The organism is Lentzea sp. NPDC036955, from assembly GCF_055608005.1.
Map to the genome: position 1 here is coordinate 468,017 of NZ_JBVJRC010000009.1, position 11,695 is coordinate 479,711.

Genomic DNA, 11,695 nt, shown 5'->3' on the forward strand with positions numbered 1-11,695 from the left:
CGGCTCTCAGGACGGCTCCGCGGCCTCCCTCGGCACCCCGAGCACCTCCAGGAACGCCGCGGCGGCCGGGGTCAGCCCGGCCGTGCTCCACACCAGGTGCTCCACCCGTGCCGGCCCGTCCACGACCGGCACGGTCACCACCCCGCCCAACCGCGGCGCGTACCGCGACGGCAGCACCGCGACCGCCAGCCCCTCGCGGATCAGCCCTGCCATCAGCTCCGCCGTCGTGACCTCGAACGCGACCTCCCGCACCAGTCCGGCCGCCGTGAACGCCTGGTCGGACTGCGACCGCCCCGGCGAGCCCGTCGGGAAGTCCACGAACGGCTCCGCGGCCAGCGCCTCCAGCCCCACCTCGTCCCGCTCCGCCAACGGGTGCGATGGCGCGAACACGGCGACATGCCGGTCGCGCGCCAGTTCACGCCCGCGCACCCCCTCGGGGCGCGCGGTGGGTGGCAGGCCGAGGAACGCCAGGTCCAGGGCGCCTTGGCGGACCTGCTCGACGAGCTCGTGGCTCGGCTGCATCCGCAACGCCACCCGCACCTGCGGGTAGCGCTCCCGGAACACCTTCAGCGCCGCCGGCAGGTCCACGGCCGCCACGGTCGGGATCACGCCGATCAGCACCCGCCCGCGCACCTCCCCCACGGCCGCCGCCACCTCGGCCGCGGCGCGGTCCGCGAAGTCGAGGCACTGGCGTGCGGCGGGCAGGAACGCCGTGCCCGCCGGGGTCAGCCGCACGCTGCGGCTGGTGCGGTCGAACAGGCGCGCGCCGAGCTCGCGTTCGAGGCGGGCGACCTGGTGGCTCAGCGCCGACTGCACGACCAGGCAGCGCTGGGCGGCGCGGGTGAAGCTGCCGGTCTCGGCGACCGCGACGACGTAGCGCATCTGCTGGAGTTCCACCCATCCATCTTGAACCACGATGGATGACGTGACAAACATGCGTTGGACTCATCCACACTGGTCACCAACACTGGGAGGCGTGCAGAACAACGACCTCTCCCGCACCGCGCTCGCGGCTTTCGCGCCGGTGGTCTGGGGCTCGACCTACGTGGTCACCACTGAACTGCTGCCCGCGGGGCACCCGCTGTTCGCCGGGTTGCTGCGCGCGCTGCCGGCGGGCCTGGTCGCGCTGGCGTTCACCAGGACGCTGCCGCGCGGGTCCTGGTGGTGGCGGGCCGGCGCGCTCGGCGTGCTCAACATCGGCCTGTTCTTCCCGTTCCTGTTCATCGCCGCCGAACGCCTGCCCGGTGGCGTCGCGGCCACGCTGGGGGCGGCCCAGCCGCTGGTGGTGGCGCTGCTGGCGGTCGGGGTGCTCAAGGAGAGCCCGTCGGCGTGGCGGTGCGCGTGGGGTGTCGTCGGCGTGGTCGGCGTCGGTCTCGTGGTGCTGGGGCCCGCGGCCGGGTTCGACCTCGTCGGCGTGCTGGCGGGCCTCGGCGGGGCGGCGACGATGGCGCTCGGCATGACCTTGACGAAGAAGTGGGGGCGGCCCGCCGGTGTGGGGCCGACGGCGTTCGCCGGGTGGCAGCTGTCCGCGGGCGGGCTGTTCCTGGTGCCGGTGACGTTCCTGGTCGAGGGACCGCCACCGGCGGTCGGGCCGGCGGCGGTGATCGGGTACCTGTGGCTCGGCGGTGTCGGCGGGCTGCTCGCCTACGTGCTGTGGTTCCGCGCGATCACCACGCTGCCGGTCACCTCGGTCTCGGTGCTCGGCCTGCTGTCCCCGATGGTCGCGGCGCTGCTGGGCGTGGTGGTGCTCGGCCAGACGCTCGGCCCGGTGCAGCTCACCGGTTTCGCCCTCGCACTGGCCGCGATCGTCGCGAGCCAGCGTCCCGCGCCCGTGCTCGCCAGGGGCGTTCTCCGGTGAAGATCGCAGTGGTCGGCGCCGCGGGCATGGTCGGCGCCGAGGTGGTGGCCGAGGCGGCACGGCGCGGGCACGACGTGACGGCGGTGGTCCGCAGCACGGTGCCCGAGGTGCCGGACGGGGTGCGGGTGGTGCGCGGTGACGCGACCGACCGCGCGCTCATGGCCGACGTGCTGTCCGGAGTGGACGGTGTCGTCGCCGCCACCCGGCCGCGGCCGGGGCAGGAGCAGAGCGCCGGGCCGGCCACCGCGGCACTGCTGGACGCCGCGCTGGCCGCCGGGACGAGGGTGCTGGTCGTGGGTGGTGCCGCGCCGCTGCGGTCACCGGGTGGCACGGGGCTCGTGCTCGACGACGACCGGTTCGTGCCGGCGCACGTCCGCCCCATCGCGGCGGCGAGCGTGCGGCAGCTGGAGGTGTGCCGGGCGCACGCGGCGGACTGGGTCTACCTGAGCCCACCGGCGTTGCTCGAACCCGGTGAGCGCACCGGCACCTACCGGCGCGGCGGCGACGAGATGCTCACCGGTCCGTCCGCGATCTCGGCGGCGGACCTGGCCATCGCGGTGGTCGACGAGCTCGAACGGCCCCGCGGCGACCGGCACTTCACGGTCGCGAGCTGAGGTCCAGCCGCAGCACGACCTCGCCGTCCTCCACCTCGCCGGTCGGCACGAAGCCGTAGCCGAGGTAGAACGGCCCCGGCGTGCCCTCACCCGGCACGTAGCTGGTGAGCAGCTCGGGAACGCCGTGCGCGCGCAGCAGTGCCACGACCTCGTCGAGGACCGCCGTGCCGTAGCCGCGGCCCTGGTGCTCGGCGCCGATGAGCAGGCGCCACAGGAAGTACGGCCCCAGCAGGCCCGGTCCTGGCGTCACGTCCCAGCTGAGCATGACGAACCCGACCGGCACGTCACCGGTGTAGGCGGCGCGGTACCAGGGGTTGCCCTCCGGGTGGTCCTCCGCGTCCTGGAACGACTTCTCGACCGGGGCGACGAAGCGTTCCTGGGACGGGTGCACGCGCACGGCCGCCACGGCGGCGCGGTTGGCGTCGTTGACCTCGACGAGGCGGATCCGGGTGGTCATGCCCGGATTGTGCCGCTCAGCAGCACGACGTGGGCGTGGTCGGCAGGAACTGCCCCGAGGCGGAGGTCGTGGTGGCCGGTGTGCCCGGCGGGGACACCGCGTTCGACGTGTCCGGCGTGCCGGGTGGGCTCGACGCCGGCGGCGGCGTCTGCGGTGGCGGGGTCTGCTGCGTGCCCGACTGCGGGGTGGTGCCGGGTGGCAGCGTCGTCGTCTGCGGCGGTGTCCGCTCGGCCGACTCCGGTGACGGTGAGGTGCTCGCCGGGGCCGGCGCGCTGGTCGACGACGAGGGTCCCGGTGTCAGCGGTTCCGGTGGTGCGGCGCCGGGCAGCACGGCCAGCGCCACGGCCACGACACCGACGGTCGCGAGCCCGGTGCCGGCCACGGCGACCGCACGCCGCCGGGACCGCACGGCCCGCCCGCGCCGGATGAGGTCGGCGGCCGTGACGGCGGGCGGCGGCGTCCCCTCCGCGTGCAGGGCGGAGAAGGTCTCCCGCAGGTCGTCCTCGCGAACCATCACACCTCCAGCCTCAGGTGGTCGAACTCCGGTCCCAGCTTGCGCCGCAGGGTCTCCAGCCCCTTGCTGGCCTGCGACTTCACCGTGCCCGCGGAGCACTTCAACGCGGCGGCGGTGTCCTCGACGCTCAGATCGTGCCAATAGCGCAGCACGAGCACGGCGCGCTGCCGTGCGGGCACGGCGGACAGCGCCTGCCAGACGACGAGCCTGTCCTCCGCCCCTGCGGCGGAGGACAGGCCCTCTGGAGGCGTGTCGGTGAGCTTCTCCCTGCGCCAGCGGACCTTGCGGCGTTCTGCGAGGAACGTCCGCACCACGATCTGCCGCAGGTACGGTTCGAGCCCCGACCGGTCGGCGAGCTTCGGACCGGCCAGGTAGAGCTTCAAGAACGCCGACTGCACGACGTCCTCCGCTTCGTGCCAGCTACCGCACAGCAGGAACGCGGTGAACCGCATCGAGTCGGCTGACCGGTCGAAGCAGTCGGTGAACTCGGCCTCCCAGTTCAGCGGTGACTCCTCACCCGGCGGGCTGCGACGAGACCGGCGGCGTCGTCGCGGGCGGCGTCCAGGTCGTCGGCGGCAGCGCGGGGCTCGTGGCCCAGGTGGTCGTCGGCGGCTGCTGCGGGGTGGTGGGCAGCGGCGTCGGCAGGATCGACGACGGCGGCGGCGTGGTCGGCGGCAGGCTCGTCCCGGGGGACGTCGGCAGCACCGTCGTCGACGGCGGCTGCTCCGGCGTGCTCGACATCGAGGTGGGCGCCGGCGTGGTCGGCGGGGCCTGCGCCGTGGAGGAGGTCGGCCGCGGCGCCGAGGACGTCGGCGCGTGGTCCGGTGTGCCGCCACCGTTCAGGGCGAGCGCGGGCACCGCGATGCCCACCGCTCCGAGCGCGACGGCACCCGCCACGATCACCATTCGTTTGCGCACTTGCGACTCCAGCAGGTCGGTGGCGCCCTCTAGGCACCCTCACCCCCATCCATGCGGTCGGCGCCCGGCCGGGTTGCCCGCGTGTCCTGGATCACGATCTCGACGCACCGGGCGCGGCGGGCGGCCTCGTCCAGCACCGCGCGCCGCGGTTCGGGCACGTCGAGCACCCGGTCCTCCGCCCTGGTGAAGACGCCGGCGAGCCTGCGGTCGTCGCGCAGGACGTCGAGCGCCTGCCGGTCACCGCCCAGCACCACGCCGTCCAGCTCCGCGAGCCGGGGCACCAGGACGCGGGCCACGTCGTCGGCGGCGGCCCGCAGCGCGACGCGCGCCTGCCCCTCCCGGCGGCGGGCGAACCGCTGTTGCGACCAGCCGCCTGCCCGGATGCGGCCGTGGACCTGCTTGCGGTCGGTCGCGGACACCTCGACCCGGTCACCGAACGCGACACCGACGCTGTGACCGCCGAGCCGGACGAGCACGAGTCCGACCCGCCGCGGTTCGGCGAGCTTCTCCACCACCTCGTCGAGGGTGGTTCCGCCGCGCGTGACGAAGGTCGCTGTTGCTCCGTCTGCCGCGGTGATGACGACGTTGCCATCAACCCGCACGTCAACGGGCCCGTGACGCTCCGCGAACCGCGTGACCCACCCGTGCACGCGCTCGGGTTCGACCTCCACCGCGCGCCCTCCGGGAACGGGCCGGACCCGGCTCACCGCCCCGCCACCCTGCGCGACATGCGGAGTTTCCCGGTCGTTTCCCATCCGGCGGTGCGCGCGGGCCGCGTCCGGACCACCGGAACGGGCGGGGAACCTCCGGGCGCGTGGTCCCGTCGGAGGGGGGTCATCGTGCACACACTAGAACCACCTCGACACGGCGCGTGAGCAGCACGCGGATGTTACTGATCGGTTCATGACGCTTGACAGATGAGCCTCGAAAGCGTGAACTCGTGAACCGTATGGATTAACCATTGACTCCATCCGGCGCCGACCAGCGCAGTTCACGGGCGGGTAGGGTCACTGGGGCGTGATCTTATGACAGCGGGGAGTCACCATGACCACTGCTGCCGGTCGACCAACACTGACTGTTGACGACACCGACTCAACGGGCCACGGCAGCCTTACGCAGCTCTTGACCACCGGACCGTTTCCGGAGGCTCTTCGAGCCGCGATCAAGGCCAGTCGACTCAGCCTCGACCGCATCCAGCACCGGTTGGCACTGCGCGGCGTGACGATCAGCGTCGCGACGCTCAGCTACTGGCAGTCCGGGCGGCGCAGGCCAGAGCGCCCGGAGTCGCTGGAGGCGCTTCGTCACCTCGAGTCGGTCCTCGGCGTACCTCAGTCCGGTCTCTCGGCGCTGCTCGGCCCACCTCGACCACGGGGACGCCGGTGCCGCCCGACGACCATGATGCCCATCGACGCACTGTGGGCTCGCCGCGAACGCGTGGCGAACCTGCTCTCGAAGGTCGACACCTCGTCCGACCTGAAGCTCGGCCGGATCAGCCAGCACGACCGCATCGAGATCTCTGCCGACGGCGGGCAGAAGTCCGTGTGGGTGCGGCAGATCCTGCGCGCGGAACAGGACGGCCCCGACCGCTGGGCGCTCGTCTTCGAGACCGAGGAGTCCGACGTGCTCCCCGAGATCGTGAACGTGCGCAACTGCCACCTGGGCCGCATCGCCCGTGACCACGAGGCCAACATCATGGTCGCGGAGATGATGTTCGAGCGGCCGCTGACCCGCGGCGAGACCCTCATCATGGAGTACCAGCTGGTGTTCCCCGAGGGCCACGCCCCGAAGGGCAACAACACGTTCGCCCGCAAGTTCCGGCTGCCGGTCCGCGAGTACGTCATCGAGGTGCGCTTCGACGAGGCGAACCTCCCCTCGCGGGTCCAGCAGTACAGCGTGCCCGCCGGTGACGAGACCCCGTCCCGCCGCCGCAACCTGACGCTGGACTCCGGCGGCGGGGTGCACGCGGTGGCGCTCGGGTTCGGTCCCGGTGTGTTCGGCATCCGCTGGGAGTGGCCGAACCGCTAGTCCTTCCGCTTCGCCCAGGAGGGCCGCTTCCCCGGTGGGGAGGCGGCCCTCCTGCGTTGAGCGGCCGGTGAGGACGTGACGGGGCCCTGGCACCCGTGAGCTCGGTGCCAGGGCCCCTGTCAGCCGTTCAGGTCACACCCAGCCGGCGACGTGCAGCGTCACCGCCCGGATCGAGCCGCGGTCGGAGCTGACCACGTCGGCGACCTTGAACGTCCAGGTGCCGTCCGCCGCCTCGCCGAGCAGCGACGACAGCTGTCCGGCCGGCCGCCAGGTGCCGGTGAACGGCTGGTCGGCCGAGGTCAGCGTCGAGAACGCCCGCGCGGCCGAGTCGTCGAACACGGCCTGGCAGATGTTGTTGCCGAGGCTGCCGGTGCGCGAGAACAGCGTGACCGACTTGCCCGAGGGCGCCGTCAGCGTGCCGACCAGGTCACCGACGAACGTGTGGTCGATGCCGACGGTCGTGGCACCGTCCGCGGTCGAACACGTCGCACCGTCGACGGAGAGCTTCAGGTTCGACGCCGCACCCACACCCGTGACGGGCAGGGAGATGGACGCGCCCGTCGGGTCGTTGTCCGGGATCGCGACCGGTGCGCCGGTGTAGGCGAACGTCTTGAAGTCGCGTGACGGCTCACCGACGCGGAGGGTGAACGACGCCGTGGTCGGCGACGTCGAACCCGCGTAGGTCACCCTGGCGTCGAGCCGGACCGCGGAACCGAGGCCCGCGGACGCCGGCACGGTCACCTTGAAGGTGTTCGAGGCCGTCTGGCCGACCTCGATGGTGCCGTAGAACTTGGACCGCGGCGCGATGGTCACGCCGGCGGTCGGCGAGGTCAGCACCAGGGACGTCGACGCGGCCGGGCCGTCGCCGCCGTTGGTGACCGGCACGGTGACCGTGGAGGTCGTGCCGGGCTTGAGGAAAGCGCTTCCGTCGTTGTCGTTCACGACGGTCGGCTTCTGCGCGCGGGCCAGTGCCTGCGGGGACGCACCGGTGTAGGCGAGCGCCCGGTCGGCCATGACGATGCCGGCGCCGGTGCGGTTGTCCACTCCGGACTCGACGATGTCGATCGCCGTGGTGACGAGGGCTTCCTTGACCTCGGCGGGCGTGAGCGTCGGGTTGCCGGACAGGATCAGGCCGGCGATGGCGGCGGCGTTCGGCGCGGCGGCCGAGGTGCCGAAGAACGGGTTGAAGCCGCTGACCGAGGTGGCGACGCCGTCGGCCGCGGTGATGTCCGGCTTCTGGCGGGTCTCGGCGAGGGGCGTGCCGTCGGCGGCGAAGAACGTCTTGCGCGGGCCGTCGGAGGTGAAGCGCTCCGGCTTCTGCGCGCTGTCGAAGGCACCGGGGTACGGGCCCTTCGGGTTGGCCGGGTCACCGGGTTCGAGGTCGAACGGCAGTGCCCCGGCGGCCGGGGCGGCCGCGACCGAGATCGCGCCCTTGGCGGCGGAGTGACCGCGGGTCACGCCGGGCGTGACGAACTTCTTCAGCCCGTCGTTCGAGTCGGCGAAGCGGCCGCCGAACAGCGTGAGCCCGAAGTGCACGTCCTCACCGCGGAACTTGACGACCGCGAGCCGCGTGCCGGTCGAGCTCGTCGGGGTGTTGAGGCGCTCGTACGGGTCCTGGGCGCCGTCCTGGTTGTTCTGGCTGAAGGTGACGACGTTGCCCTGGGCGTTGACCAGGTACAGGTCGTAGTCGTTGAACGACTGGCCCAGCGGGTCGGCCCAGTGCAGCGTGACCGGGGCGTCACCGGAGTAGTTCGACAGCGGGTTGAACAGCTGCTTGGCGTTCGGGTCGGGGTTGAAGTCGTGGGCGGTGCCCGCGAACTTGCCGACGCCGACACCGGAGTCGACGAACTTGCCCTCCCAGTAGCCGGCCGTGCCGTCGGCGACGTTGCCCTGGTTGCCGGCGCTGGAGAAGAACACGGCACCGTCGGCGGCGACCGCGTCGACCGCGCGGGCGATGATGCCGTCCTGGAACGGCGACTCGTTGAAGTAGATGACGTCGTCGACGATGACGTCGCAGCCGAGCTGGAAGCGCAGCTTCCTGATGTTGTCGGCGAAGCTCGCGTCGCCGTTGAACGCCGTCGCGAAGCCGAGCTCCGCGTTGGGCGCGAGGTCGTGGAGGATCTCGAGCATCGCCGTGCCCTCGTCGCCGGAGCCCTCCTGGCCCGGGACGACGTCGACGGCGGGCAGCTCACCCGCGGCCTGCGACACGGCCAGCGACGAGATGCCGTCGGACAGGGCGCACAGCTTCACGCCGACGCCGGTGACGTGGAACGAGCCACGCGCGGCGTCGGCGCTGTGGGCCTTGTCGCTCTCGGCGGTCTTGGCCGCCAGCACCGCGGTCCGCTGTTCGGCGAGCCGGCGCTCGATCTGCCGCGCCTTGTCCTCTTTGGACGGAGCAGCCTTCTTGCTCTTGCGGTCCCGCTTGTTCTCGACGCTCTGCGTCATCGCGTCACTGCCCCGCTCGACGCGGGCGACGTCGGCGCGGCCGGCGATGTCGGCGAGCTTGGTCAGCGGCAGCTCGGCGCGAACCGTGCGGTTCTCAGGGGACACCGCCCGGATCTGCCCGCCCGCGGCACGGACGGCGTCGACCAGGCCCTCGGAGTACTGCTTCGCACGGACGTCGACGACGGTCGTCGAGCTCGACGACACCGCGACACCGGTCTGGACCTGCGGGAGGGCGCTGGTGACGCCGACCTGGACGCGCTTGCGGGCCTCGACGACCAGAGCGCTGTCTACTTTGGACTCAGCTGGGGTGAGCGACTTCTTGATGCTCTGCAACGCGGCGATCTGTGCCGCCGTGCGGTCGTTGATGGACTTCGACGCCTTGACCGGATCCGCGCTCGCCGGCGCGACCGCGGTCAGCGCGGCCAGCAGCACCGCGGTGCCCGCCGTGACCAGTGTCGTGCCTCTTCGAGATGGGCGCACAGGGCTTTCCCCCCGAACGTTGGCGTGTCCCCCGAGAACACGCGGCCTACGACCGGATGATCCCGGTCGAGGCGCCAACGTATGGTGCACGACTGATCACAGTCAGCATCCTTTTGGGCTACTTCCCACTGAGCAGGCGCAATCACAGTTCACAGAACAAACGCGTCAGTCCACAACTGACCGGTTCGTCCCGACAGAGCTTCCAGCAACGCGGCCGCCTGGTTGTCGGTGAGGGACGCGACGAAGTCCACGACGGCCCTTCCCCTTGCCAGGCCTCGCACGACGTCCGGTCCGACCGACAGCTCACCCGCGGGACCGACCAATGTGGACGGCTCCGTCCGGGCGAGCGCCGCGTACTCCGTTTCGGCCAACTCGACGAGGTCGTGCAGCCTGCGCGGCAACCGGTCCGCCTCGGTGCGGTCCGTGACCCACTGGTCGAGGGCGTCCACGAGCGAGGTCAGCAACCGGGCTTGCCCGCGCTGGTGCAGCGCCAAGTCCGGCCGCAACAACACGAACCGCCGGTGGACGAACTTGAGCACCTGCACCTCGTGCCACTGCGCGACCGCGAGCACCACGTGCCCCGATCGCGGCGTCGGCTCCTCGATCACACCGACCGCGTCGACGAGCCGGCGCGTCCACCGCGCACTGAACCCGGCCACCGCCTGCTCCGCCTCGACCGACCCGTCGAACGGTACCGCGAGCAACCCGTCGACCAGCTCCTTGCTGACCTTGCGCACCGCCATCGCGAACGCCTCGTCGTTCATCACCCACGAGTCCTTGAGGTGCATGCGCCGCCGCAACGTCTCCAGCGACCGCCCCGGCATCCGGATCTCGGCCTCGAGCTCCGCATCGCTCAACCCGGCGAGCTCCAGCGCCTGCGCCTGCCACGTGCCGAGCTCCGCCGCGACCGTCGCGTGCTGCAACACCCCGACCCGGTGGAAGTCCTCCAGGTCGTGGATGGCGTAGGCGATGTCGTCCGCGGTGTCCATGACACTCGCCTCGACCGTCTGCTGCCACGCCTCGATCCGCCCCTCGAACGGCTCGCGCGCCTGCTGCAGGTCGCTCATCTCCGTGACGTAGGCGGAGAACTTCGCACTGCCGGTCCCCGGCATGTCAGCCGGCTCGGCCGCACCGCGGGGCGCGATGGCGAGCCCCAGGTCCTGGTGACGGGTCCACGGGTACTTGAGCATCGCGGCACGGACGGCGACGGTCAGGTCCAGCCCGAGCGCCTTGGGCCCGCGCACGTCGGTGGTGGTGATGATGCGGAACGACTGCGCGTTGCCCTCGAACCCGTCGGGCAGGGCGAACCGGTGGCGGGCCAACCGGTCGAGCACCTGCTCGCCGAGGTGGCCGAACGGCGGGTGGCCCAGGTCGTGGGCGAGGGCGGCGGCCTCGACGACGTCGGGGTCGCAACCGCCGAGCTTCTCCAGCACCGCGGTCAGCTCGGGGCGGTTCGTGAGGCGTTCGGCGATGGCGCGGGCGGCCTGGGCGACCTTCAGGCTGTGGGTCAGCCGGTTGTGCACGAGCAGACCGGAGCCGGTGGAGCTGACGACCTGCGTGACACCGCCGAGCCGCGCGAAGAACGGGGAGCTCGCGACGCGGTCGCGATCCACCCGGAACGGGTTGGTCGCGAGGTCCGCGGTCTTGCTCGTGCCCCCGGACCGGCGGGCGGTGCGCTGCTCGTTGTGCATGTGCAGAAGGTACCTGTGGCGGGTCGGCTGTTCGGTACGGCTCTGGGGTGTCCGGGGTTGGGCAGTGATTCCGGTTGCAGTGGCTGGGATTGGGCGGCGATTGGCGTTGCGGAGGCTGGGGTTGCGGTGACTGGGGGTTGGGATGGCCGGGGTCGGGTGGCTGAGGTCTGGCGGCTGAGGTCTGGGCGGCCGAGGCCTGGGCCGGCTGGGTTCGGCTTCGGGGTGATCGAGTTCGTGGGATGACTCGGCTTGAGGGCGACTGGGTTCGGTGGGCTCTGCGGTGGGTGAGTTCCGGAGGGGCGGCTTGGGGGCTCAGCTCGGGAGTGGTCGGGTTGAAGTCGTTGAGGACATGCGGCCTCCCCCACGCGGTTCCATATTGGCGGGCGAAGATGACCATGAGTTCCGGACAGCTCGGATGGGTGGACATCTACAAGACGGAGGAAGGACGAGATCCGGACAACGTTCACCCGGTCGAGTGAGCCCTGGGCGCAGGGGCGGCTGGAGCGCGGCTGCGGGAGTGCTGAGGGGGGGTGAGCCGGCAAATGCAGAAAGCCCCTGAGGGGAGCGGCTGGCGCTCGACCCTCAGGGGCTTCTGTACGTAAGTTCGGCGGCGACCTACTCTCCCACACCGTAACCAGTGCAGTACCATCGGCGCAGAAGGGCTTAACTACCGGGTTCGGAATGGGACCGGGT

At 71.9% G+C, this 11,695-nt stretch carries 11 protein-coding genes and 1 rRNA gene; 3 read left to right on the forward strand and 9 right to left on the reverse strand.

What is annotated here, in order from left to right:
- Positions 1-6: 6 nt before the first annotated feature.
- The gene (locus ACZ7CF_RS31475) at positions 7-897 is read right to left on the reverse strand and encodes a LysR family transcriptional regulator (protein WP_470371278.1); all 891 of its coding nucleotides are present in this window, start codon (positions 895-897) and stop codon (positions 7-9) included.
- 79 nt (positions 898-976) lie between these two features.
- Between ACZ7CF_RS31475 and ACZ7CF_RS31480 the strand changes: the two genes are divergently transcribed.
- Together ACZ7CF_RS31480 and ACZ7CF_RS31485 are read left to right on the forward strand one after the other, a co-directional pair.
- Positions 977-1,858: an EamA family transporter gene (locus ACZ7CF_RS31480; RefSeq protein ID WP_470371279.1), complete on the forward strand. Its 882-nt coding sequence runs from the start codon at positions 977-979 to the stop codon at positions 1,856-1,858.
- On the forward strand, positions 1,855-2,472 hold the full coding sequence (locus tag ACZ7CF_RS31485) for an NAD(P)-dependent oxidoreductase (protein WP_458431238.1): 618 nt from the start codon (positions 1,855-1,857) through the stop codon (positions 2,470-2,472). The genes ACZ7CF_RS31480 and ACZ7CF_RS31485 overlap by 4 nt, the downstream gene beginning before the upstream one ends.
- Here the strand turns inward: ACZ7CF_RS31485 and ACZ7CF_RS31490 are convergent.
- The 5 genes from ACZ7CF_RS31490 to ACZ7CF_RS31510 all read right to left on the reverse strand — a co-directional run bounded on the left by ACZ7CF_RS31490 (position 2,456) and on the right by ACZ7CF_RS31510 (position 5,068).
- Positions 2,456-2,929 carry a GNAT family N-acetyltransferase gene (locus ACZ7CF_RS31490; protein WP_470371280.1) on the reverse strand — a complete coding sequence of 158 codons (474 nt, stop codon included), beginning with the start codon at positions 2,927-2,929 and terminating at the stop codon, positions 2,456-2,458. The two genes, ACZ7CF_RS31485 and ACZ7CF_RS31490, sit on opposite strands and share 17 nt — an antisense overlap.
- Positions 2,930-2,945: 16 nt before the next feature.
- Positions 2,946-3,443: a hypothetical protein gene (locus ACZ7CF_RS31495; RefSeq protein ID WP_470371281.1), complete on the reverse strand. Its 498-nt coding sequence runs from the start codon at positions 3,441-3,443 to the stop codon at positions 2,946-2,948.
- Entirely contained in the window at positions 3,443-3,895 is a 453-nt protein-coding gene (locus ACZ7CF_RS31500) for a SigE family RNA polymerase sigma factor (RefSeq protein ID WP_360396084.1), read from the reverse strand. Before ACZ7CF_RS31500 ends, ACZ7CF_RS31495 begins: the two co-directional genes overlap by 1 nt.
- A 61-nt stretch (positions 3,896-3,956) precedes the next feature.
- Positions 3,957-4,361, reverse strand: coding sequence for a hypothetical protein (locus ACZ7CF_RS31505; protein ID WP_470371282.1), 405 nt, complete (start codon positions 4,359-4,361; stop codon positions 3,957-3,959).
- Positions 4,362-4,390: 29 nt separating this feature from the next.
- Positions 4,391-5,068 carry an acVLRF1 family peptidyl-tRNA hydrolase gene (locus tag ACZ7CF_RS31510; RefSeq protein ID WP_470371283.1) on the reverse strand — a complete coding sequence of 226 codons (678 nt, stop codon included), beginning with the start codon at positions 5,066-5,068 and terminating at the stop codon, positions 4,391-4,393.
- 415 nt (positions 5,069-5,483) lie between these two features.
- On the opposite strand from ACZ7CF_RS31510, the gene ACZ7CF_RS31515 reads away from it, so the two are divergent.
- Positions 5,484-6,386 carry a hypothetical protein gene (locus ACZ7CF_RS31515; RefSeq protein ID WP_232837002.1) on the forward strand — a complete coding sequence of 301 codons (903 nt, stop codon included), beginning with the start codon at positions 5,484-5,486 and terminating at the stop codon, positions 6,384-6,386.
- 132 nt (positions 6,387-6,518) lie between these two features.
- Here ACZ7CF_RS31515 and ACZ7CF_RS31520 read toward each other — a convergent pair whose 3' ends face one another.
- The 3 genes from ACZ7CF_RS31520 to rrf form a co-directional block, all read right to left on the reverse strand.
- Entirely contained in the window at positions 6,519-9,311 is a 2,793-nt protein-coding gene (locus tag ACZ7CF_RS31520; protein ID WP_470371284.1) for a S8 family serine peptidase, read from the reverse strand.
- Positions 9,312-9,460: 149 nt separating this feature from the next.
- Positions 9,461-11,002 (reverse strand): deoxyguanosinetriphosphate triphosphohydrolase family protein, encoded by a 1,542-nt coding sequence (locus ACZ7CF_RS31525; RefSeq protein ID WP_360396077.1) that lies wholly within the window; start codon positions 11,000-11,002, stop codon positions 9,461-9,463.
- 602 nt (positions 11,003-11,604) lie between these two features.
- Positions 11,605-11,695 (reverse strand): 5S ribosomal RNA (rrf, locus tag ACZ7CF_RS31530); the annotation flags it as partial.